General features: G+C 60.5%; 18 protein-coding genes. 10 read left to right on the top strand and 8 right to left on the bottom strand.

Annotated elements, in window-relative coordinates; translation table 11 throughout:
- The first annotated feature begins 280 nt into the window (after window positions 1-280).
- The 4 genes from xdhA to guaD all read left to right on the top strand — a co-directional run bounded on the left by xdhA (window position 281) and on the right by guaD (window position 6,408).
- A complete protein-coding gene (xdhA, locus tag PspS35_RS21735) occupies window positions 281-1,729 on the top strand; it encodes a xanthine dehydrogenase small subunit (RefSeq protein WP_159936742.1) in 1,449 nt (482 codons plus the stop codon).
- Entirely contained in the window at window positions 1,722-4,121 is a 2,400-nt protein-coding gene (gene xdhB, locus PspS35_RS21740) for a xanthine dehydrogenase molybdopterin binding subunit (protein ID WP_159936743.1), read from the top strand. Before xdhA ends, xdhB begins: the two co-directional genes overlap by 8 nt.
- Window positions 4,122-4,253: 132 nt before the next feature.
- The gene (gene xdhC, locus PspS35_RS21745; RefSeq protein WP_159936744.1) at window positions 4,254-5,096 is read left to right on the top strand and encodes a xanthine dehydrogenase accessory protein XdhC; all 843 of its coding nucleotides are present in this window, start codon (window positions 4,254-4,256) and stop codon (window positions 5,094-5,096) included.
- A gap of 7 nt (window positions 5,097-5,103) precedes the next feature.
- Window positions 5,104-6,408: a guanine deaminase gene (gene guaD / locus PspS35_RS21750; protein WP_159936745.1), complete on the top strand. Its 1,305-nt coding sequence runs from the start codon at window positions 5,104-5,106 to the stop codon at window positions 6,406-6,408.
- Window positions 6,409-6,485: 77 nt separating this feature from the next.
- Here guaD and PspS35_RS21755 read toward each other — a convergent pair whose 3' ends face one another.
- On the bottom strand, window positions 6,486-7,250 hold the full coding sequence (locus tag PspS35_RS21755) for a GntR family transcriptional regulator (RefSeq protein WP_017134778.1): 765 nt from the start codon (window positions 7,248-7,250) through the stop codon (window positions 6,486-6,488).
- Window positions 7,251-7,476: 226 nt separating this feature from the next.
- On the opposite strand from PspS35_RS21755, the gene PspS35_RS21760 reads away from it, so the two are divergent.
- The gene (locus PspS35_RS21760) at window positions 7,477-8,667 is read left to right on the top strand and encodes a benzoate/H(+) symporter BenE family transporter (protein WP_159936746.1); all 1,191 of its coding nucleotides are present in this window, start codon (window positions 7,477-7,479) and stop codon (window positions 8,665-8,667) included.
- Window positions 8,668-8,704: 37 nt separating this feature from the next.
- On the opposite strand, the gene PspS35_RS21765 is transcribed toward PspS35_RS21760, so the two are convergent.
- Window positions 8,705-9,049 carry a YggL family protein gene (locus tag PspS35_RS21765; RefSeq protein ID WP_016979277.1) on the bottom strand — a complete coding sequence of 115 codons (345 nt, stop codon included), beginning with the start codon at window positions 9,047-9,049 and terminating at the stop codon, window positions 8,705-8,707.
- A 237-nt stretch (window positions 9,050-9,286) separates the two neighbouring features.
- Here PspS35_RS21765 and dacB point away from each other — a divergent pair, with 237 nt between their 5' ends.
- A complete protein-coding gene (gene dacB / locus PspS35_RS21770; protein ID WP_159936747.1) occupies window positions 9,287-10,762 on the top strand; it encodes a D-alanyl-D-alanine carboxypeptidase/D-alanyl-D-alanine-endopeptidase in 1,476 nt (491 codons plus the stop codon).
- 54 nt (window positions 10,763-10,816) lie between these two features.
- Here the strand turns inward: dacB and PspS35_RS21775 are convergent, their stop codons facing one another.
- The gene (locus PspS35_RS21775) at window positions 10,817-13,201 is read right to left on the bottom strand and encodes a diguanylate cyclase (protein ID WP_159936748.1); all 2,385 of its coding nucleotides are present in this window, start codon (window positions 13,199-13,201) and stop codon (window positions 10,817-10,819) included.
- A gap of 208 nt (window positions 13,202-13,409) precedes the next feature.
- A complete protein-coding gene (gene rlmKL, locus PspS35_RS21780) occupies window positions 13,410-15,674 on the bottom strand; it encodes a bifunctional 23S rRNA (guanine(2069)-N(7))-methyltransferase RlmK/23S rRNA (guanine(2445)-N(2))-methyltransferase RlmL (protein ID WP_159936749.1) in 2,265 nt (754 codons plus the stop codon).
- A 532-nt stretch (window positions 15,675-16,206) separates the two neighbouring features.
- Between rlmKL and PspS35_RS21785 the strand changes: the two genes are divergently transcribed.
- On the top strand, window positions 16,207-16,422 hold the full coding sequence (locus PspS35_RS21785; protein WP_002553055.1) for a ribosome modulation factor: 216 nt from the start codon (window positions 16,207-16,209) through the stop codon (window positions 16,420-16,422).
- Between the two features lie 155 nt (window positions 16,423-16,577).
- On the opposite strand, the gene PspS35_RS21790 is transcribed toward PspS35_RS21785, so the two are convergent.
- The gene (locus PspS35_RS21790) at window positions 16,578-17,600 is read right to left on the bottom strand and encodes a quinone-dependent dihydroorotate dehydrogenase (protein WP_159936750.1); all 1,023 of its coding nucleotides are present in this window, start codon (window positions 17,598-17,600) and stop codon (window positions 16,578-16,580) included.
- 189 nt (window positions 17,601-17,789) lie between these two features.
- Between PspS35_RS21790 and PspS35_RS21795 the strand changes: the two genes are divergently transcribed.
- The gene (locus tag PspS35_RS21795) at window positions 17,790-19,049 is read left to right on the top strand and encodes an IS256-like element ISPsy17 family transposase (RefSeq protein ID WP_159934745.1); all 1,260 of its coding nucleotides are present in this window, start codon (window positions 17,790-17,792) and stop codon (window positions 19,047-19,049) included.
- On the opposite strand, the gene PspS35_RS21800 is transcribed toward PspS35_RS21795, so the two are convergent.
- The 3 genes from PspS35_RS21800 to sctC all read right to left on the bottom strand — a co-directional run bounded on the left by PspS35_RS21800 (window position 19,030) and on the right by sctC (window position 21,594).
- On the bottom strand, window positions 19,030-19,530 hold the full coding sequence (locus PspS35_RS21800; RefSeq protein ID WP_174244887.1) for a transglycosylase SLT domain-containing protein: 501 nt from the start codon (window positions 19,528-19,530) through the stop codon (window positions 19,030-19,032). The two genes, PspS35_RS21795 and PspS35_RS21800, sit on opposite strands and share 20 nt — an antisense overlap.
- Window positions 19,523-19,921 (bottom strand): winged helix-turn-helix domain-containing protein, encoded by a 399-nt coding sequence (locus PspS35_RS21805; RefSeq protein WP_159936751.1) that lies wholly within the window; start codon window positions 19,919-19,921, stop codon window positions 19,523-19,525. The genes PspS35_RS21800 and PspS35_RS21805 overlap by 8 nt, the downstream gene beginning before the upstream one ends.
- Before the next feature lie 233 nt (window positions 19,922-20,154).
- Window positions 20,155-21,594: a type III secretion system outer membrane ring subunit SctC gene (sctC, locus tag PspS35_RS21810; RefSeq protein WP_159938104.1), complete on the bottom strand. Its 1,440-nt coding sequence runs from the start codon at window positions 21,592-21,594 to the stop codon at window positions 20,155-20,157.
- A gap of 269 nt (window positions 21,595-21,863) precedes the next feature.
- On the opposite strand from sctC, the gene PspS35_RS21815 reads away from it, so the two are divergent.
- Together PspS35_RS21815 and PspS35_RS21820 are read left to right on the top strand one after the other, a co-directional pair.
- Window positions 21,864-23,090, top strand: coding sequence for a CmpA/NrtA family ABC transporter substrate-binding protein (locus tag PspS35_RS21815; RefSeq protein WP_159936752.1), 1,227 nt, complete (start codon window positions 21,864-21,866; stop codon window positions 23,088-23,090).
- A 13-nt stretch (window positions 23,091-23,103) separates the two neighbouring features.
- On the top strand, window positions 23,104-23,679 hold the full coding sequence (locus PspS35_RS21820) for an ANTAR domain-containing protein (RefSeq protein ID WP_159936753.1): 576 nt from the start codon (window positions 23,104-23,106) through the stop codon (window positions 23,677-23,679).
- Window positions 23,680-23,837 lie beyond the last annotated feature (158 nt).

Below are 23,837 nucleotides of genomic sequence, written 5' to 3' on the forward strand. Positions count from 1 at the left end.
GTTTTCCCTTCAAAATCTTCTATCGGTACAAGCGCGGCAGTGTAGCGCATTGGCTGGCTGATGGCGCTACGCCCACCGTGGCGAATTTGGCATGAAATAAGCAGCGGTTGAGCGACACAAACCAGCAAAAACGCCGGTTCCAGAAGACTGGACCATAATTGTAAGTGTTGCGATCGCAATTTCTTGACCCTTAGGTCAGAAATTCATTGACCGAAAAGTCAGACATGACTAGATTCGGCGCAAAGCGGTTAACAACAATAATGAGTCTGCGAGGCCTTCCGTGATCCAGTTTTTACTTAACCAGGAACTCCGTAGCGAGCACGCCCTGGACCCCAACCTGACTGTGCTCAACTACCTGCGCGAGCACCTGGGCAAATCCGGCACCAAGGAAGGCTGCGCCAGCGGCGATTGCGGTGCGTGCACCGTGGTGGTCGGCGAACTGCACACCGATGACCAGGGCGCCGAGCAAATTCGTTATCGCAGCCTCAACTCGTGCCTGACCTTTGTGTCGTCGCTGCACGGCAAGCAACTGATCAGCGTCGAAGACCTCAAGCACCAGGGCCAACTGCACAGCGTGCAACAGGCTATGGTCGAGTGCCACGGTTCGCAGTGCGGCTTTTGTACCCCAGGTTTCGTGATGTCGTTGTTCGCACTGCAAAAGAACAGCGATGCGCCCGACAGCGCCAAAGCCCATGAAGCCCTAGCCGGCAACCTGTGCCGTTGCACCGGTTATCGTCCGATCCTCGCCGCCGCCGAACAGGCTTGCTGCAACAAACCGCAGGATCAGTTCGACAGCCGCCAGGCGCAAACCATCGCGCGCCTCAAAGCCATCGCGCCGACGCAGACCGGCGAACTCAACAGCGGCGACAAACGCTGCCTGGTGCCACTGACCGTGGCCGACCTGGCCGACCTCTACGACGCCTACCCGCAAGCCCGCCTGCTGGCCGGCGGCACCGACCTGGCGCTGGAAGTCACCCAGTTCCACCGCACGCTGCCGGTGATGATCTACGTCGGCAACATTGAAGAAATGAAGCGCATCGAATCCTTCGACGATCGCCTGGAAATCGGCGCCGCCACCGCCCTCTCCGACTGCTACACCGCGCTGCACCACGAATACCCGGACTTCGGCGAGCTGCTGCACCGCTTCGCCTCCCTGCAAATCCGCAACCAGGGCACCTTGGGCGGCAATATCGGCAACGCCTCGCCGATTGGTGATTCGCCGCCGCTGCTGATCGCCCTCGGCGCGCAGATCGTGCTGTGCAAGGGCGACGTGCGCCGCACGCTGGCCTTGGAAGACTACTTCATCGACTACCGTGTGACCGCACGTCAGGACAGTGAATTCATCGAGAAAATCATCGTGCCGAAAGGCCACGCACTGTTTCGGGCGTACAAGGTGTCCAAGCGCCTGGACGATGATATTTCCGCCGTGTGCGCAGCTTTCAACCTGACGCTCGACAACGGTGTGATCGGCGAAGCACGCGTAGCGTTCGGCGGTATGGCCGCTACGCCAAAACGCGCCAAGAGCTGCGAAGCCGCATTGGTCGGCGCGACGTGGAACGCCGCCACCGTGGAGAAAGCCTGCGCCGCCCTGGCCCAGGATTTCACCCCGCTGTCAGACTTTCGCGCCAGCAAGGAATACCGCCTGCTCAGCGCACAGAACCTGCTGCGCAAATACTTCATCGAACTGCAAACGCCGCACATCGAGACTCGGGTGACCGCTTATGTCTAACCATCACGCCGTGGAAAAAACCCAGGCCGAACTCGCCGAGCTGTTCGCCCAGGACCTGACGTCCGGAGTCGGTCGCAGCGTCAAGCACGACAGCGCCGCCAAGCACGTCAGCGGTGAAGCGCAGTACATCGATGACCGTCTGGAATTCCCCAACCAGTTGCACCTGTATGCGCGCATGTCAGACCGCGCCCACGCTCGGATCATCAGCATCGACACCGCGCCCTGCTACGCCTTCGACGGCGTGCGCATCGCCATCACCCACGAAGACGTACCGGGCCTGAAAGACATCGGCCCACTGATGCCCGGCGACCCGTTGCTGGCCATCGACACCGTGCAGTTCGTCGGCCAAGTGGTGCTGGCCGTGGCCGCCCGCGACCTGGACACCGCACGCAAGGCCGCGATGGCCGCCGTGATCGAATACGAAGACCTGGAGCCGGTGCTGGATGTGGTCGAAGCGTACCGCAACAAACACTTCGTGCTCGACAGCCACACCCATCAACGCGGTGATTCGGCCGGCGCACTGGCGACGGCGCAACACCGCATCCAGGGCACCCTGCACATCGGCGGCCAGGAACACTTCTACCTGGAAACCCAGATTTCCTCAGTGATGCCTACCGAAGACGGCGGCATGATCGTCTACTGCTCCACGCAAAACCCCACCGAGGTGCAGAAACTGGTGGCCGAAGTGCTGGATGTGTCGATGAACAAAATCGTCGTCGACATGCGCCGCATGGGTGGCGGTTTCGGCGGCAAGGAAACCCAGGCCGCCAGCCCCGCATGCCTGTGTGCGGTGGTGGCGCGCCTCACAGGTCAGCCGACCAAAATGCGCCTGCCGCGGGTGGAAGACATGCTGATGACCGGCAAGCGCCACCCCTTCTATATCGAATACGACGTGGGCTTCGACGACAGCGGCCGCCTGCACGGGATCAACCTGGAGCTGGCGGGCAACTGCGGCTGCTCGCCGGACCTGTCCAACTCGATTGTCGACCGCGCCATGTTCCACTCTGACAACTCGTATTACCTGGGCGATGCCACGGTGAACGGCCATCGTTGCAAGACCAACACCGCGTCCAACACCGCTTACCGTGGTTTCGGCGGCCCGCAAGGCATGGTCGCCATCGAAGAAGTGATGGACGCCATCGCACGGCACTTGGCGCTGGATCCATTGGCGGTGCGCAAGGCTAACTACTACGGCAAGACCGAGCGCAACGTCACCCACTACTACCAGACCGTCGAGCACAACATGCTCGAAGAGATGACCGCCGAGCTGGAGGCCAGCAGCCAATACGCCGAGCGTCGCGAAGCGATTCGCCTGTACAACGCCCACAGCCCGATCCTGAAAAAGGGCCTGGCGCTGACGCCGGTCAAATTCGGCATCTCGTTCACCGCCAGCTTTCTCAACCAGGCCGGCGCGCTGATCCATATCTACACCGACGGCAGTATCCACCTGAACCACGGCGGCACCGAGATGGGCCAGGGGTTGAACATCAAGGTCGCGCAAGTCGTGGCCGAAGTGTTCCAGGTCGAAATCGACCGGGTGCAGATCACCGCCACCAACACCGACAAGGTGCCCAACACTTCACCTACAGCGGCGTCCAGCGGTGCCGACCTGAACGGCAAGGCCGCACAGAACGCCGCCGAAACCATCAAGAAACGCCTGGTGGAGTTTGCCGCACGCAAGTACGACGTCAGCGAAGCGGACGTGGAATTCCACAACGGCCATGTGCGCGTGCGTGACCAGATCCTGACCTTTGAGGCGTTGATCCAGCAGGCGTATTTCGCCCAAGTGTCGCTGTCGAGCACGGGCTTCTACAAGACCCCGAAAATCTTCTACGACCGCAGCCAGTCCCGTGGGCGGCCGTTCTATTACTTCGCGTTCGGCGCGGCGTGCTGCGAGGTGATCGTCGACACCCTGACCGGCGAATACAAGATGCTGCGCACCGACATCCTCCACGACGTCGGTGCCTCGCTGAACCCGGCCATCGATATCGGCCAGGTGGAAGGCGGCTTTATCCAGGGCATGGGCTGGCTGACCATGGAAGAGTTGGTGTGGAACAACAAGGGCAAGCTGATGACCAACGGCCCGGCCAGCTACAAGATCCCGGCGGTGGCGGACATGCCGCTGGACCTGCGGGTGAAGCTGGTGGAAAACCGCAAGAACCCGGAAGACACGGTGTTCCACTCCAAGGCCGTGGGTGAGCCGCCGTTCATGCTCGGGATTGCCTCGTGGTGCGCGATCAAGGATGCGGTGGCGAGCCTGGGCGACTATCGCCATCAGCCGAAGATCGATGCGCCAGCGACGCCGGAGCGGGTGTTGTGGGGGTGCGAGCAGATGCGGCAGTTGCAGGCGGTTGTGCCTGTTGAAACCGAAACCGAGATGGCTCAGCTATAGGCCCAGGCGCGGCCATCGGAGGCAAGCCTCCTCCCACATTTTGATCGGTGAATACCATCAAATGTGGGAGGGGCGGTGCGACGATTCGACTTGCTCCCGATAGCTGCCTGACAGACACCACAAGAGGTGACTATGAACAACTGGATCAGCGCCCTCGCCGACCTGCAAAACCAAGGCGAACCCTGCGTACTCGTCACCATCATCGAAGAGCTCGGCTCCACGCCGCGCAATGCCGGTTCGAAGATGGTGATCAGCGCCGCGCAGACCTACGACACCATCGGCGGTGGGCACCTGGAATACAAGGCGATGCAGATCGCCCGGGACATGCTCGTGCGGGGCCAGCAGAACACCCATCTGGAGCGCTTCAGCCTCGGCGCGAGCCTGGGCCAGTGCTGCGGTGGCGTGACCGTGTTGCTGTTCGAACCCATGGGCCAGGTACAGGCGCAGATTGCGGTGTTTGGCGCCGGCCACGTCGGCCGTGCACTGGTACCGTTGCTGGCAAGCCTGCCGTGTCGGGTACGCTGGATCGATTCGCGCGACCAGGAGTTTCCGGAACATATCCCACAAGGCGTGCGTAAAATCGTCAGCGAAGAGCCGGTCGACGAAATTGCCGACTTGCCGGTGGGCAGTTACTGCATCGTCATGACCCACAATCATGCACTGGACCTGGAACTCACAGCCGCCCTGCTCAAGCGCAACGACTTCGCCTACTTCGGCCTGATCGGCTCCAAGACCAAACGCGTCAAGTTCGAACACCGCCTGCGTGATCGCGGCTTCGATGCCGCGCAATTGCAACGCATGCGCTGCCCCATGGGCCTCACCGAGGTGAAGGGCAAGTTGCCGGTGGAGATCGCGATCTCCATCGCCGCAGAAATCATCGCCACCTATAACGCCCATTTCGGCCAGCACACCGCAGCCGCCGAACCCATCGCCAAACTGTTGCCGGTGTCACGCCGCAGCCAAGCCACGAATTGAGATAACCATGCCTTTGACTCGCAAAGCCTACCGTGCCGCCATTCTGCACAGCATCGCCGACCCTGCTGAAGTAGGCATCGAAGCGTCCTATGAATACTTCGAAGACGGCCTGCTGGTGATCGATAACGGCCAGATCAGTGCCATCGGCCATGCCGGCGACCTGTTGCCGACGCTGCCGGCCGACATCGAAGTCACCCATTACCAGGACGCGCTGATCACGCCCGGCCTGATCGACACCCATATCCACCTGCCGCAGACCGGCATGGTCGGCGCCTATGGCGAGCAGTTGCTGGACTGGCTCAATACCTACACCTTCCCGTGCGAAAGCCAGTTCGCTGACAAGGCCCACGCCGACGAAGTCGCGGACATTTTCATCAAGGAACTGCTGCGCAACGGCACCACGACGGCGCTGGTGTTCGGCAGCGTGCATCCACAGTCAGTGAACTCATTCTTCGAAGCGGCCGAGAAGCTCGACCTGCGCATGATCGCTGGCAAGGTGATGATGGACCGCAATGCGCCGGACTATCTGACCGACACGCCTGAATCCGGCTATCAGGACAGCAAGGCGCTGATCGAGCGCTGGCACGGCAAGGCCCGCCTGCACTATGCCGTCACGCCGCGCTTTGCGCCGACCAGCACGCCGGAGCAATTAGCGCTGGCCGGGCAACTGCTGGGGGAATACCCAGGCCTGTACATGCAGACTCACATCAGTGAGAACAAGCAGGAAGTGGAATGGGTTAAAGAGTTGTTCCCGGAGCGCAAAGGCTATCTGGATGTGTACGACCACTACAAACTGCTGGGCGAACGCTCGGTGTTTGCCCACGGCGTACACCTGTGTGATGACGAGTGCGCACGGCTGGCGGAAACCGGTTCGGCCGTGGCGTTCTGCCCGACGTCGAACTTCTTCCTCGGCAGTGGCCTGTTTAACCTGCCGATGGCCGAGAAGCACAAGCTGAATGTGGGCCTGGGTACGGACGTGGGCGGCGGCACCAGCTTCTCGCTGCTGCAAACGCTGAACGAAGCGTACAAGGTCATGCAGTTGCAAGGCGCGCGGCTGAGCCCGTTCAAGTCGCTGTACCTGGCAACCCTGGGCGGTGCGCGGGCGCTGCGGTTGGAAGACAAGATCGGCACGCTGCAACCTGGGACGGATGCGGACTTTTTGGTGCTGGACTACAACGCCACGCCGCTGCTGAGTTATCGCTTGAAACAGGCCAATAACATTGCCGAAACCCTGTTTGTGTTGATGACGCTGGGGGATGATCGCACGGTGATGCAGACCTACGCAGCGGGCCAGCTCGTGCACCAACGCTGATCTGCGCCACGACACAAAACAAATGTGGGAGGGGGGCAAGCCCCCTCCCACATGTTGTCCCGGGTGAGCCAGGGAAATTACAGCTTGACCGAAGAGCGCCCAGGCTTCTTGGTCTGCAGCAAATGCGAGAACACCGCATGCAAATCATCCGACGCACTCTCTTCATCGAGGTTGAGCTTGCTGTCGATGTGATCCATGTGATGCATCATCAGATTCACCGCCAGTGTCGCGTCCCGCGCTTCAATCGCGTCGATCAACTGGGTGTGCTCATCATACGAACAGTGCGAGCGGTTGCCGCTTTCGTACTGGGCGATGATCAACGAGGTCTGGGACACCAGGCTGCGCTGGAAGCTGATCAGCGGCGCGTTCTTCGCCGCCTCGGCCAGCTTGAGGTGGAATTCGCCAGAGAGGCGGATACCCGCACCGCGATCACCACGGGAAAAACTGTCGCGCTCGTCGTTGACCATCTGGCGCAGCTCGGCCAACTGCTCAGCCGTGGCGTGCTGCACTGCCAGTTCAGTGATCGCCCGCTCCACCAGGCGCCGGGCCAGGAATACCTGACGCGCTTCCTCGACGCTTGGGCTAGCCACGACCGCACCGCGATTGGGCCGCAGCAGCACCACGCCCTCATGGGCCAGGCGCGACAGGGCGCGACGAATGATGGTGCGGCTCACGCCGAAGATTTCGCCCAGTGCCTCTTCGCTCAATTTGGTGCCGGGCGCCAGGCGTTGTTCGAGGATGGCCTCGAAGATATGCGCGTAGACGATATCGTCCTGGGTTCCGCTGCGACCGGCCTTGCCAGCTCGCGGTTGTTTCTTGAGAGGTTGCAACTGTTCGTTCATGGGCACTCGGGTTTGGAGAACGGCGGCGAATTAACGGTAATACGGCAACAGCGTGTCGCTGGCAAGTATCGCCTAAAAACAGGGCACATTGTACACAACCCAGTGCGCCAACACACTGTACGGCTGATTGCGCCGGCGGCTGTATTGCAATGAGTCGTTACGTTTGAGTTTAGGCTTGAATCTGCGCCTTCACCGGCAAACACCCAGGTAAAAGGAACACCTCTCCATGACCGACGCCACCCAAGCGCCTTTGCGCCCGCTGGCCGACACTTCTGCATCGGCCATCGTCGCGGGTTTTATCGCGATGATGACCGGCTACACCAGCTCTCTGGTGCTAATGTTCCAGGCCGGCCAGGCCGCGGGCTTGACCACCGCGCAGATTTCTTCGTGGATCTGGGCGATTTCCATCGGCATGGCGGTGTGCAGCATCGGCCTGTCCTTGCGCTATCGCACGCCGATTACCATCGCCTGGTCCACGCCGGGCGCGGCGCTGTTGATCACCAGCCTGGGCGGCGTGAGCTACGGCGAGGCCATCGGTGCCTACATCACCTGTGCGGTGCTGGTGACGCTCTGCGGGCTGACCGGCAGCTTTGAAAAACTGGTCAAGCGCATTCCGGCCTCACTGGCGGCGGCCTTGTTGGCGGGGATCTTGTTCAAGATCGGCAGCGAGATTTTCGTCGCGGCGCAACATCGCACCGGCCTGGTGCTGGGGATGTTCTTCACCTACCTGATCATCAAGCGCCTGTCGCCACGTTATGCAGTGCTGGCCGCGCTGCTGATCGGCACCGCGCTGTCGGGGCTGATGGGCTTGCTGGATTTCAGCGGTTTTCACCTGGAAGTGGCAACGCCGGTCTGGACCACACCGCACTTTTCGCTGGCAGCGACGATCAGCATCGGCATTCCGCTATTTGTAGTGGCGATGACCTCGCAGAACATGCCGGGCGTCGCGGTGCTGCGGGCCGATGGCTATAACGTGCCCGCCTCGACGCTGATCACCGCCACTGGCCTGGCCTCCCTGGTGCTGGCGCCGTTCGGTTCCCACGGCATCAACCTGGCAGCGATCAGCGCGGCCATCTGCACCGGGCCACATGCCCATGAAGACCGCAATAAGCGCTATACCGCCGCCGTGTGGTGCGGGGTGTTCTACGGGATTGCCGGCGTGTTCGGCGCCACGTTGGCGGCACTGTTCGCAGCCCTGCCCAAGGAACTGGTGCTGTCGATTGCGGCACTGGCATTGTTTGGCTCGATCATCAATGGCTTGAGCATCGCCATGAATGAGCCGAAGGAACGGGAAGCGGCGCTGATCACCTTTATGGTCACCGCGTCTGGCTTGACGTTGTTTTCCATCGGGTCGGCGTTCTGGGGGATTGTGGCGGGGGTGTTGACGCTGCTGATTCTGAACTGGCGCAAGGCATAAAAAAACGGCGACCCTCAGGTCGCCGTTTTTTTCAGTATCACTTAGCCGCGTTGATCGGCTTTTCCGGATACCACACGTCCAGCAACGGGCTGACTTCAGCCTTGGTCAGCTCGGAACGGGTTTTCAACCAGGCTTCAACGGCAGCACGCTGCTCTTCGGAGACCGAGCCACGCTTCTGCAGGCAAACCAGACCGAAGTCATCGCCGCCGACATAGCCCAGACCGTTGGCTTCCATGGCTTCTTTGATGAATGCTTCGAGGAAAGCGTCGATAGCTTCTTCACTCAGGCCTTCGTTGAAGTCCAGGTTCAGTTCGAAACCCAGCTCTTGAAATTCATCAACGCACAGTTTTTTGCGCAGACGCTGGGAACGGTTAGTCGCCATTGGAACAATCCTCATAAGTAATAACGGGCGGCACTTTAGCAGTTTAAGGCGGCGATTGCCCGACTCTCTGGGACAGGCGGCACTTTGCCGGTAAAAAAACGCCGATTTCCAGCTATGGTTCAGCTACAAGTGCGCCCACCTTGGGGCATAATGCCGACACTTTCATGACCAATGAGGGATTTTTCCTATTTACCCCTCGCCTTTTTCACCCTCCTCAGCAGTAGGGTTTTACTTCTTATGATCAAATCTTTGCGCGCCCATTCTCTACGCTCCGTGCTACTCGCCAGTTTTCTCCTGCCTCTGGCCTTTTCGACCTCCGCTGCCCCGATCAACAACACCCTGCCGCCGAACGTTCAGCAAGCGCTGGCCAAAGCCAAGCTGCAAAACACCGCGCTGTCCCTGGTGATGATCCCCCTGAACGGCCCTGGCACCCCGACCGTGTTCAACGCTGACGTGTCGGTGAACCCGGCGTCCACCATGAAACTGGTCACCACCTACGCGGCCCTGGAAATGCTCGGCCCCAACCACCAGTGGAAAACCGAGTTCTACACCGACGGCACCCTCAGCGGCGGCGTGTTGCACGGCAACCTGTACCTCAAGGGCGGCGGTGACCCCAAGCTGAACATGGAAAAACTCTGGCTGCTGATGCGTGACCTGCGCGCCAATGGCGTACAGCAAGTCACCGGCGACCTGGTACTGGACCGTGGCTTCTTTATCCAGCCGCAACTGCCGGAATTCAATGACGACGGCAATGACGAGAACAAGCCGTTCCTGGTCAAGCCCGATGCGCTGCTGGTCAACCTCAAGGCCCTGCGTTTTGTGACCCGCAATGATTCGGGGCGCGTGATCGTGTCGGTCGAGCCGCCGATTGCCAGTATTCGCATCGACAATCAGGTCAAGGTTTCCAACGCCAAGCAATGCACCGGCGATGTGCGCTACAACCCGGTGACTGGCGCCGATGGCAGCGTGACGGTGACCGTGAGTGGCCAATTGGGCGACGGCTGCAGTTCGCAGACCTACCTGTCGCTGCTGGACCACGCCACCTACACCGCCGGCGCGGTGCGGGCGATCTGGCAGGAGTTGGGTGGCAGCATCCAGGGCCGTGATATCCAGGCCCCGGTGCCCAAGGATGCCAAGGTGCTGGCTCGCGCATTCTCGCCTGACCTGGCGGAAATCATCCGCGACATCAACAAATACAGTAACAACACCATGGCCCAGCAGTTGTTCCTGAGCCTGGGCGCGCAATTTCGCAACGATGCCGACGGCGATGATGCCAAGGCCGCGCAACGTGTAGTACGCCAATGGCTGGCGAAAAAAGGCATCACTGCACCGCATCTGGTGATGGAAAACGGCTCCGGCCTGTCGCGTGCCGAACGGGTCAGCGCCCGCGAGATGGCCGCGATGCTGCAAGCCGCCTGGAAGAGCCCATACGCGGCGGAATACATCAGTTCGATGCCGATCGCCGGCACCGACGGCACCATGCGCAAACGCCTGAAGACCACCGCCATGCGCGGCGAAGCCCACGTCAAGACCGGCACCTTGAACACCGTGCGCGCCATTGCCGGGTTCAGCCGCGACAACAATGGCAATACCTGGGCGGTGGTGGCGATTCTCAACGATCCGAAGCCGTGGGGCGCTTCGTCGGTGCTGGATCAGGTGCTGCTGGACCTGTATCGCCAGCCTAAATTGGCGGCAGCTGCGCCGGTACTCTGACGCGCAATTGAGTCTTGTGGTGAGCGGGCTAGCCCGCTCACCACAAAACGCGACTCAGCACACCAGGGGCGCCTCAACTCGGTCCCTGCCCGCCTGCTTGGCCGCGTACACCGCCGAGTCGGCACGCAGCAGCAAGCCATCAACGCCCTCATCGACCCGCCAACTGGCCACGCCAAAGCTGGCGGTGACGATGCCCACCGGCTCCATCGGCTCATTGCGCAGCGACTGCCACAACTCCATCGCCAGGCTGTAGGCCTGCTCGCCATCGGTGTTGGGGCACAGCACCATGAATTCCTCGCCACCCAAGCGGCAGAACACATCCGTGCGGCGCAAGCGCTGGCTGATGCGTTTGCACAACTCCTGCAACACCCCATCGCCCACGGCATGTCCATGCTTGTCGTTGATACGCTTGAAATGATCGATATCGAGCATGATCACCGCCAATGCCCCGGACGTGCGGTTGAGCCGGACCATCTCGGCCTTGAGCCGGTCCTGAAAATAGCGACGGTTGTGGATCCCGGTCAGCGAGTCGGTGATCGACAGCGCACGCAGCTCTTCCTCTACCCGCTTGAGATCGGAAATATCCGACACATAGCCATGCCACAGCGTACCGCCCCCCGGCAGCTCTTCCGGGGTGGCTTCCCCACGAATCCAGCGCAGGCCCCGTTGTGGCAACAGTACCCGGTACTCTTCACGCCAATGACTCAACTGCAACGCCGACAACCGAATCGAGGCTCGCACTCGCTCTACATCCAACGGGTGGATACGTTCGAAGACCTTCTTCGCATCCTGCTGCAACATGCCCGTTTCGATTTCATAGATATCGCGCATGCCATCGCTGGCGTAGATAAACCGCCAGTTATCCTGGGGTTCCAGGGTGAATTGGAAGATGCCTCCGGGCACGTGGGCGCTGAGTTTCTTAAGCAGGCGGTCGCGGGCGGCCAACGCCTCGTAGGCACGCTTCTGTTCGGTGACGTCCAAGTAAATCGCCAGGTGCCCGATCCACAAGCCGTGATCATCCAACAGCACGGTGGCCAGCATATTCACGGTCAGCTGGCTGCCGTCCTGGCGTACCAGGGTCCATTCGTGGGCCTCGTGCAGGTTGTCAGGGCTTTCGACCAACATCGCCTGGCTGGCGGGAATGCGCTTGCCCAGCGCCATACTCAAGCTGACGGCATGCGCCTCCAACTCCGACGCCAGGTGCAGGCTCTCCAAGGTCAACTTGCCCACCACCTGCGCGCCCTTGAAGCCGAGCATCTGTTCAGCGCCAGCATTGAAGGTATTGATGACACCGCGCAGGTCAGTGGCAATGATCGCGACCTGGGTGGCGGCGTTCAACACACTGCGCAATTGGCCGTGGGCGCCGCGCAATTCCTGCTCGCGCAGGCGCAACTGCACAGTGCGCTGCTCCACCAGCTTCAAGGCGCGCTGGCGCTGGCTGACCAACACATAGAGCAAGGCGCTGAGCAACAGGCTGAGCAACCCGCCCATCGTCAGGATGGTGGCCTGCGAGGAATGGTTGGCCTGATCGAATACCTGGCTTGGACGCAACGTCAGGGCGTAGACGTGGTCACCCAGGGTGAGGCGGCGTGCGCCTGCGAGGTCTCCGGCGCCCGGCGTGTTGCTGGACGCGTACAGCACCCGCTGTTGCACGTCGGACGTATCGACAATCTGCATCACCAGGTTGTCCCGCGCAGGCTTAGGCAAGCCATCGGCCACCAACTGGCGCATGCTGATCACGGCCATCACGTAGCCTCGAAGCTGTGCAGGTGACTGCTCGGAGGTAACCGGTGCCACCAGCAACACCCCAGTGGCGTAGGCCGGCTCTACGCCGACCAGTTGCATCGGCTGGGACACCGCCAATTTGCCGCTTTTTTGTGCACGCTCAAGCGCCGAGCGCCGCAGGGGCTGTGCCAGCAGGTCAAACCCCATTGGCGAACCGAGCAGGCTCTGTGTCTGGCTGTAGAGCACCGGCACGTATTCATCGCGCTCGGGCGCTGGGGCCAACTCACCGGCCTCGTTCAGCTCACGAATCACAAAGGCAGCCCCCAGCAGGCGGGACTCCTCTTGCTCAAACTGGCTGCGCTGATCGCGAAACACACGGGGCGCCCAGGAGTAGGCACGGGCGCGCAACAATAAGGGTTGGGCGAAACCATCGAATTCTTCGCGGGATACATCGCTGGAGTTGACGAAGAACCGCCGCAGGCTGTTCAGCCGTTGCTCTTGGTCTTCAAAGCGTTCCTGCAGGCGGGTATAGCGCTCATTCACCAGCAACTGAAAGCGCTGGCGCACCTGTTGCTGATAGAGGTCGGACGCCGCCCACGCGACGATGAGCGTCAGGGCACACCCGGCCAAAAACACCACCAATGCCACCAGCCAAGCCGACGCCTGTTCACTGATAAAGCCTAGGATTTTCGGGCGAACAGCTTGCAACGGCATAGGCAACACTCACAACGCCAGCGTGCGGGGGGGTGTCACTTTGGCTAGGCCTTAGTTATAGCCATCGGTCCAGGGTTTGACCAGCGCAAAACCACTGTAGGAGCGAGCTTGCCCGCGAAAAACCTGAGAGCGCCGCGTTTATCCAGAATAAACGTGGCGCCTTTGGTTTTTTCGCGAGCAGGCTCGCTCCTACAAGAAGGGATCAAGCTCAGCGGGCGGTGATTTTCCAGGCCCGGTGGATCTTGGCGTTACGCGCAAAATCCGGGTCGATGGTCTTGTCGCTGATTTCCTCGACCGCGTAGCGTTCAGTGAGGTTGTCTTCAAGCGCGAACTTGCGAAAGTTGTTCGAGAAGTACAGCACGCCGCCCGGTGCCAGACGGGCCATAGCCAAGTCGAGCAACTGCACGTGGTCACGCTGCACGTCGAAGATGCCTTCCATGCGCTTGGAGTTGGAGAAGGTCGGCGGGTCGATGAAGATCAGGTCGAACTCATCGCGGCTGGCCTCCAGCCACGCCATCACATCACCCTGCTCCAGGCGGTTCTTGTCAGAGAAACCGTTGAGTGAAAAGTTGCGGCGAGCCCAGTCCAGGTAAGTCTTGGACAGGTCGACACTGGTGGTGCTGCGCGCGCCGCCCTTGGCCGCGTGCACACTGGCCGTGGCGGTGTAGCAATACAGGTTGAGGAAACGCTTGCCGGCCGCTTCCTTCTGAATGCGCATGCGCATCGGACGGTGGTCGAGGAACAGGCCGGTGTCCAGGTAGTCGGTGAGGTTGACCAGCAGCTTCACGCCGCCTTCGCTGACCTCGGTGAACTTGCCCTGGGCGCTCTGGCGCTCGTACTGCTTGGTGCCGCTCTGACGCTCACGACGCTTGACCACCACGCGGCTCTTGTCGATGTTCAGCGCCTGGGGAATGGCGGCCAGGGCATCGAACATGCGGGCGGAGGCTTTTTCCGGGTCGATGGACTTCGGCGCGGCGTATTCCTGCACATGCACCCAATCGTGGTACAGGTCGATGGCCATCGAGTATTCCGGCATATCGGCGTCGTACACACGGTAGCAATCCACGCCTTCGCGCTTGGCCCACTTGCCCAGCAGCTTGAGGTTCTTCTGCAGGCGGTTGGCGAACATCTGCCCGCCTTCGCTCAAGCGCGCTTGCTCGACCACGGGGGCCGGTGCGGGCTTGATCGGATTGCCGTTCTTGTTGTACTGGCGCTCTTGTGGCTCGACCGGGGCCTGATCGTAAGCCGCCTGCTCGCGCTCTGCCTGGCGTTGCTCCGGGGTGCGACGCTCGCCAGTGACGAACTGGTCCGGGTTGACCTTGATCAGCAGCAGCTTGCACGGCAACGCGCCGTTCCAGAACGAATACTGCTTGTGGCTGCGGATGCCCATGCGCTTGCCCAGGTCCGGCGCGCCGGTGAATACAGCGGCTTCCCAGCCCATGCACGCCTGGCGCAGGCGCTCGCCGAGGTTCTGGTAGAGGTACAACAGGCTGGCTTCGTCACCCAGGCGCTCGCCGTAAGGTGGGTTGCAGATCACCAGGCCTTTCTGGTTCTGGTCCGGGCGCGGCTCAAAGGTGCCGACTTCGCCCTGGTACACCTTGATCCAGTGGCTCAGGCCTGCGCGCTCGATGTTGTTGCGCGCGGGCTGGATCAGCCGTGGATCCGCTTCGTAGCCACGCACCCACAACGGGGTTTTGTTCATGCCGATGGCGGCACGTTCGGTGGCCTCGGTGTGCAGTTTCTTCCACAACGCCGGAACGTGGCCGAGCCAGGTGGTGAAACCCCAGAGTTCGCGATTGAGGTTGGGCGCCATGTCGGCGGCAATCATCGCGCCTTCGACCAGGAAAGTACCCACACCGCACATCGGGTCGGTCAGCGCGCCGCCTTCGGCCGCAATACGCGGCCAGCCAGCACGGATCAGGATCGCGGCCGCCAGGTTTTCCTTAAGCGGCGCCGCACCCTGCTGCAGGCGGTAACCGCGCTGGTGCAGGCTATGGCCGGAAAGGTCGAGGGACAGGATGGCTTCGCCACGGTCCAAGCGCAGGTGAATGCGCAGGTCGGGGTTGATCTTGTCGATGGATGGCCGTTCGCCGGTCGGGGTGCGCAGTTTGTCGACGATTGCGTCCTTGACCTTCAGCGCGCCGAAGTGGGTGTTGTCGATGCCCGAGCCATGACCGCTGAACTCTACGGCCAGGGTGCCGTCGCTGACCATGTGGTCGGCCCATTCGATATCCAGCACGCCGTGGTAGAGGTCTTCGGCGTCCTTCATCGGGAAGCGCTTGAGCACCAGCAACACGCGGTTGGCCAGGCGCGACCAGAGGCACAGGCGATAGGCGGTTTCCATGTCGGCCATGCCGCGCACGGCCGAGGTGTGCTCGCGGGCTTCCTCAAGGCCAAGCCCGACGGCTTCCTCGATCAGCAGGCCTTCGAGGCCCTTGGGGCAAGTGAGGAAGAGTTCAAAACGGTCCGACATGGGGCATTCCAGGCTTTTCAGCAATAAATGAACGGGCGACGCATCGCCGGCTCGGTTTTCAATCAAGCACTTTTCTTGAAGAGTGCCCGCGTGGCACGAATGTGCCGTCCCACCCCGTCTGACGGGCTCTTGAGCCTTTATCGACGGGGCAGAGTGAATTTTTTAAGCAACAAAAAGAAATATTCCGACCCTTCGTCGAATAATAACCGACTGCATCGGGCGGGCATTCTCACTAAAGGATTAAACCCGCTCTCTTTGCAGGGTGCATCATAGCTGGCTTTGCCACACAAATGGGGCGAAAAGCCATCCCAGCTTATGGCTATAGCATCGTTATCGTTACGTGCTTATGACAAAACGATCATTGAATCCATGTGACCTATTGGTTAGAACTCAACACAGGTTGGCGCCGTAACGACGCCGACACCTAGGCTCGCCACGCCGGCAGCGAGCCCACCAACGGCAGAAAAACTCTGCCCGGCCTCAGACGAGGCCGAAGGATATCAAGACAGTCAACAAGTGAGGGAAACACCCTATGAGAAGACTTAAGCGTGATCCGTTGGAAAGAGCATTTTTACGCGGATATCAATATGGCGTTCATGGCAAATCCCGTGAGCTTTGCCCATTTACTCTACCGTCAGTACGCCAAGCCTGGATCAACGGCTGGCGAGAAGGACGCGGCGACAACTGGGACGGTATGACTGGCACTGCGGGAATCCACAGACTCAACGAACTTCACGCCGTCGGCTAATCAAGGGCATCTAATTCCGACACCACCACGAATAGGTAACGACTTAACCACGCACGCCCTATCCAGGCGGCGGGCTTCGGCCCAGGGGCTCCTCTTAAGGAGCCCTTTTTATTGCGTTGAGAAAAATGAGGACTGCTGCAGGAGCAAACTCGCTGCTACACGCGCAACGCAGCGATGGCATCCACCGATTGGCGAATCAGCGCCGGGCCTTTGTAAATAAAGCCAGAGTACAACTGCACCAAACTGGCGCCCGCCGCGATCTTCTCGGCCGCGTGCTTGCCATCGGTGATGCCGCCCACCGCAATGATCGGCAAGCGCCCAGCCAGTTCAGCCGCCAGCACCTTGACGATATGGGTGCTCTGGTCCCGCACCGGTGCGCCCGACAGGCCGCCCGACTCATCGCCATAGGCCAGGCCTTCGACGCCGACACGGCTTAACGTGGTGTTGGTCGCGATGACCGCGTCCATACCCGAATCCACCAAGGCCTGGGCCACCAGCACGGTTTCCTCGTCGCTCATGTCCGGGGCAATCTTGATTGCCAGGGGCACACGCTTGCCGTGGCGCACGGCCAGGTCTTCCTGGCGCTGGCGCAAGGCTTCGAGCAATTGCTTGAGGGAGTCGCCAAACTGCAGGCTGCGCAGGCCGGGGGTATTGGGCGAACTGACGTTGACGGTGATATAGCTGGCATGGGCGTAGACCTTGTCCAGGCAGATCAGGTAATCGTCCACCGCACGCTCAACCGGGGTGTCGAAGTTCTTGCCGATATTAATCCCCAGGATGCCCGTGTACTTTGCCGCCTGAACCCGCCCTAGCAGGTGATCGACACCCAGGTTGTTGAACCCCATGCGGTTGATGATCGCCTCCGCTTCCGGCAGGCGAAAGATCCGCGGCTTGGGGTTGCCCGGTTGTGGCCTTGGTGTCACGGTGCCGATCTCGACAAAGCCGAAGCCCAGTTGCGCAAAGCCATCGATGGCCGCGCCGTTCTTGTCCAGGCCGGCAGCCAGCCCGACCGGGTTGGGGAAGTCGAGCCCCATCACCGTCACGGGCATCTTTGCGGGTGCCTTGCATACCAGGCCATTGAGCCCCAGGCGGCCACCGGCGCCGATCAGGTCCAGGGACAGATCGTGGGAAGTTTCCGGGGAGAGTTTGAACAACAGCTGGCGGGCCAGGGTATACATGGGCGGGCTAGACTCGGATGGCGGCGGAAAGTGGCAGCGATTATAGCCGGGGTGAAGGGTTGCACGCGAGGCGTGCAGCCCAAAGGCCATTAGCGCTGCAGTACCAAGGCCTCGTAATGCGCCCAGATTTTTTCTGGAGACTGTCAGAAATTTTGTGTTCGGGCATAACATGTAGCTAGAGGTGCATCTATGCCGACCAAAAAGAAGCCCGCCCATGCAGCAGCGAGGGAGTTACCCTCGATTCCCCAAGAGCTGATCGAGCAGTTTGTTAAAGGCCCGATGAGCGCCGAAGCCATTCAAGACGCGTCCATGGCGTTCAAGAAGGCTCTGATCGAGCGCGCGCTAGGTGCCGAGCTGGGTCACCACCTTGGTTATCCTCAGGGCGCGGAGCGCCCTGAGGAGTCGACCAATCAGCGCAATGGCAAGAGTGGCAAAACGGTTCTTACCGACGATGGGCCGCTTCGCCTGGATATCCCCAGAGACCGCGATGGTAGCTTCGCCCCGATCCTGATTCCCAAGCACGAACGCCGTTTTACAGGCTTCGACGACAAGATAATTGCCATGTACGCCCGGGGTATGACGGTGCGTGAGATCCGCGCTTTTCTGTCTGAGCAGTATGGAACTGACGTGTCCCATGACTTCATCAGCTCAGTCACCGATGCCGTAATGGAAGAAGTCGGCTCTTGGCAGCAGCGCCCCCTGGAGCCTATGTACCCGGTCATCTTCTTTGATGCGCTACGGGTCAAAATCCGGGACGAGGGGTTAGTGCGCAACAAGGCCATTTATCTGGCGCTGGGCGTATTACCCGATGGCACACGTGACATTCTGGGGATCTGGATTGAGAGCACCGAGGGCGCCAAGTTTTGGATGAAGGTCTTCAACGACCTCAAAACGCGTGGGGTAGAAGATGTTCTAATCGCCGTCACGGATGGCCTTAAAGGGATACCGGAGGCTTTGGGAGCGGTTTTTCCTGCCACGACGCTGCAAACCTGCATCGTGCATCTGATCCGCAACAGCTTGGACTATGCCGCTTGGGATAAACGTCGGGCATTGGCCAAAGCCCTCAAGCCGATCTACCAGGCGATCAATGCCGACGTGGCCGAGCAAGAGCTCAACGCCTTTGAAGCGGGGCCTTGGGGTAAGCAGTATCCGACTGTAGTTGCTGCATGGCGTCGCGCCTGGGATCGGGTTATACCGTTTTTTGTATTCCCGGCGGGTATCCGAAAAGTGGTCTATACGACCAATGCCATCGAAAGCATCAACGCTCAGCTACGAAAGATTATTAAAACCCGTGGGCACTTCCCGACCGACGATGCGGCAACGAAGCTGATCTGGCTGGGACTACGAAATATCACGGCTAACTGGGGGCACCCGGCGCATGATTGGAAAGTGGCAATGAATCAGTTTGCGATTCTTTACGGAGACCGATTTACCAGACCGAGCTGGTAAAACAACGGCCTGCCTGACGGCAGGCCCTAACCAGCCCGAACACAAAAAAACTGATACTCCCTTTTTCTGCATAGCGCATGCGCAACGCCTCGCGCTCCGGCCCAGCCCCCGGCCCCACTTTGTAAGAGCCTACTGCCTTCCAGTTGTAGCCAAAACGCTGGATGAACCCGGCAAGTATCGATGCCCCGACCTCCACAGAGAGGCAGGGCTCACTCAACAGCCGCTCCTCGGTAATGCCCTGCTTGAAAAGGCGCGGTAAGTGGACGCTGTTGATCTGCATCAGGCCGATATCGCGGGTGCCATTACGGTTATCGTAGTTCATCACCTCTGCCCGATGACCCGACTCAACCGCGGCGATGGCCTGCAGCAGTTCCGGTTCAATATCGTAGCGACGGGCGGTTTCCTCCCAACAATAAGCCAATGCCTGATTCCCGCTCATCAGCACACAAAACAACAGCAGCCGGTGCCACCCCTTACCCATGACGGACTTGGCCACAAGCGTGACACACATGTTCCAGCAGCCCGAAAGGCCCCGAAGCTTGCCGCTCCACACTTACCGGGCATATAAAGCGATAACCCCGCCCGTAGATCGTCTTGATAAACCCCTTGTCGACGCCAAGGTGCTTGCGCAGCGAGTAGATGCAACGTGTCAGCGACTCTTCGGCGACCTCGCCATGGGGCCAGGCCAACTCCAGCAAACGGTCCTTGGTCATCAGTACACCGCCAGAGACCAGCAGCAGTCGCAAGACATGCCACTCCTTGGGCTGCAACTGAATATCCGGCCCTACGCCGGTCAAACGGCCATCACCCTGCAGCACCCAACGAGCAAAGACCAAAGCGATCGTCGTCGATCCATCATTAGCGACGCCCATGTCCACCTCGATATCCAACTACTGACATTGAAGTCCTTATTTCAATTACTGGCTTTTATGCCCCGGCCACGACTATAAAAACCTGCCTGACTGCCCACGCTAGGAAAAAACCGATACATCCATCGTTTTTCAGAAAAGTCTTGTAAGACGCTTCTCCACACCCAGCGGCCTGGCATTTGCGGCGATAACGGTGTTCCCGCAGAAAATGCCCAGGCTCAGGAATCAACCCGTTTTTACGGGGAAAGATTTCCCTCTGGCCGCACAAACGCACGTTGCACACGTTCGTACTGCCGGGCAGTCAGCGGTGGTGGCCTGAAGCCTGGCGCTTGGCCCTTCAATTCGCCACCGATGGCCCCGGCCTGAACCACAAACAAGCGAACGCCTGCCGAGCGACCGCGCACCGAGCTACGCCCAGGCTCCTGTGCATCACGCCTGAACGCCCCCAGCCACAGGCGTTTACCCTGCGCTACCCTCACCACGCTGTTGATGCCAACACGCCCTACCGCTGTCGGTTTGTTACGTCGCCGCGCCTCACTCACCTGGCGGCCATCCTCGATGTCGAGAAGCATCTCGACCTGATTCCCCTCGGTAAAACGCGGTAGCACACTGACCTGAGTGCCATAGCGCACAGGCTTCCAGTCGGCGAGATCATCTCCAGCGCCTGGTAGATAAAATGTACGGCTGTCCTTGAACACGGCCGGTACATGCTCTTGGGTCAGGATTACCGGTAACGTCACCACACTCGCTTTCCTGCGGCGCTCCAGCGTGACGATCTGCTCCATCAAGCGGTTGTCGTCCAATGGTTCCAGGACTCGTGTGATCGGGGCCTTGGCCTCCTTGTCCCAGGCCAGGTCGAGTTTCTCAAGCTCGTCACGGTCGATGTCCACCAGCCAAAGCGAGACCTCGATAGGCCGCTTGGGGATATCCAACTCCGCCGCCAGTTGCTCGATGAAACTCACCTGCGCGGGCTCACCCTTGATCAGCAAGCTGTTGCTATCCGGGTAGGCAATCACCGCCAGGGACTTGTCGGCCAGCAGGCCCTCCTGTTCGCTGGCCAGCAGGGTTTCGATCATCGACGCCATCCCTGGCACCGTGACCTTGTCTTTACCCATCTCGTATTCGCGGTCCGCCACGTGGGTATTGAGGACATGGACCACACCAAAGGCCTGGTTGCCCAGGCGCAACTCAGCGCGCTGGCGGTCCAGCAATTGGGCCAGGCGCAGCACCTGGTCGACATAGTTGGGGGGGCCGGACACATAGAACATCCGCTCGCCACTCGCCCGCAGCGGATAACGCGATTCATCGAGCCCCGAGCGACGCATCAGGCTACGAAACCTGTCGACAGAGATATGTTGCAATGCCACCGCCGAGCTTTTGGCCTCGCCAGCGTCATAGAGATAAAGCACTTGCCCGTCGCTGTACCAGATCAAGCCGTGTTGCAGCGCCAATGCCTCCAACGCCTCTTGCGGCGCGTCCAGGTCAAGCGCCCCACTGAACCGCGTGCGCGCCACGTCCCGACTCACCACGACGGGCAAGCCCAAGGGCAACGACAAGACGGTAAACACGGTATGCAGGCTCTCGTCCTGCGCCTGATAGGTTTCACCCCTGGCCACCGCATGCCCCAACACCAGCAATACACAAAGCACCGCCCGGAAAAACCAGGGGCGGATCATCAATGCGGGCAAGTCAGCGTTCACCGTGGGTTTCCTGGGCGGCCTGGCGGTAAGAGGCGGCCATACTGAGAGGCCGCCCACTTTCAATCTTGATGGAAAATTGACGACGGGCCGCGCTTGCCAGCCCGTGGCATGTGCCTTGCTATGCACTGTGTATAGAAGCACGCGCCAACGGCGGAGCGGGCTTACGGACAAAGGCGTCGTTACCCGCAATGGCCTTCTAGCGCCATCTGAGGGAACGACGTTTTTTTTGAAAAAGGTAGGTGTCAATGAACGACTCGGGTGGCAACAGCCCCACAAACGATCCGCTGGCCTGGGTCAACGGCAGTGATGCCCCGGAGAAAAGCAGCCTTGACTTGGGCTTCATGGCCTTGAGCGACTGCGCATCCCTGGTGGTGGCGGCGACGCAAGGTTTCGCCCAACCCTATGGCCTGACCCTGAACCTCAAGCGCCAATCGTCATGGGCCAACCTGCGGGACAAACTGGTCAGCGGCGAGCTGGACGCCGCTCACAGCCTGTACGGGCTGATCTATGCCGTGCACCTGGGCATCGGAGGCGTCGCCCCCACCGATATGGCGGTCTTGATGGGGCTGAACCAAAACGGCCAGAGCATCAACCTGTCCCACGGTCTGCAACAGCAGGGCGTGATCACTCCTGAGGCACTGGAGCGCCACGTGCACCAAAGCCGAACAAAACTGACCTTCGCCCAGACCTTCCCCACCGGCACCCACGCCATGTGGTTGTATTACTGGCTGGCGAGCCAGGGCATTCATCCATTGCAGGACGTGGAAAGTGTCGTGGTGCCGCCCCCGCAAATGGTCGCGCACCTGCAAGCCGGGCGTATCGATGGCTTTTGCGTGGGCGAGCCCTGGAGTGCCAGTGCAGTCGCGCAAAACCAGGGTTTTACCCTGGCAACCTCCCAGGCGATCTGGCCAAACCACCCGGAAAAGGTACTCGGCTGCACCCAAGCCTTCGTCGACCAATACCCCAACACCGCTCGCGTACTGGTAATGGCCATCCTGCAAGCCAGCCGTTTTATTGAAGAAAGCACCGAAAACCGCCGCTCCACCGCACAATTGCTCAGCGGCCGAGATTACCTCGACGCCCCGCTCGACTGCATCGAACCGCGCCTGCTGGGCACGTATGACGACGGCCTGGGCAACCACTGGCAGGACCCCCACGCCCTGCGCTTTTTTGCCGCAGGCGAAGTGAATCTGCCGTACCTTTGCGATGGCATGTGGTTCATGACCCAGTTTCGACGTTGGGGACTGCTGCGTGAAGATCCTGACTACCTGGGCGTTGCCCGCCAGGTCCAGCAACTGGCGCTGTATCGCCAGGCGGCCGATGCACTGGGTATCTGCGCCGCGCCTCAAGACATGCGCAGCAGCCAGTTGATCGACGGCAAGATCTGGGACGGCTCGGACCCCATCGGTTACGCCCACAGCTTCCGCCTGCATGCACTGGCCAACCCCGCCAGCCGCCAAGCCTTGCGCTGACAGGAGCACTTCTATGCTGCGAATCCTGTTGATCAACGACACCCCGCGCAAAGTCGGGCGCCTCAAAACAGCATTGATCGAGGCCGGTTTTGAGGTGATCGATGAGTCCGGCCTGACCATCGACCTGCCGTCGCGCGTCGAAACAGTGCGCCCAGACGTGATCCTGATCGATACCGAGTCACCCGGTCGCGATGTGATGGAGCAAGTGGTGCTCGTCAGCCGCGACCAGCCACGGCCGATCGTCATGTTTACCGACGAGCACGACCCGAACGTGATGCGCCAGGCGATCAAATCCGGCGTCAGCGCCTACATCGTTGAAGGCATCCAGGCCCAGCGCCTGCAACCGATCCTCGACGTGGCCATGGCCCGTTTCGAAAGCGACCAGGCCTTGCGCGCCCAGCTCCAGGCCCGAGACCAGCAGTTGGCCGAGCGCAAGCGCATCGAACTGGCCAAGGGCATGCTGATGAAAATGAAGGACTGCAACGAAGAAGAGGCCTACACGTTGATGCGTCGTCAGGCCATGAGCCGCCAACAGAAACTGATCCAAGTGGCGGAACAGATTATCGCCATGAGTGAGCTGCTCGGCTGATGTGGCGCGGGACTTGCTAAACAATCATCACAGGTAACCAACGGCGGTTGCCCCTTCACGACAAAGACGTCGCACACCCGGTTTGCACTCGCGAACCCGGTGGCGGCGTTTTTTTGTTTTGGCCCCTGTAACACGGGGCCGATGGGGCGGCCTCAGTC

This window comes from Pseudomonas sp. S35 (assembly GCF_009866765.1).
In the GTDB taxonomy this organism is placed as follows: Bacteria; Pseudomonadota; Gammaproteobacteria; order Pseudomonadales; family Pseudomonadaceae; genus Aquipseudomonas.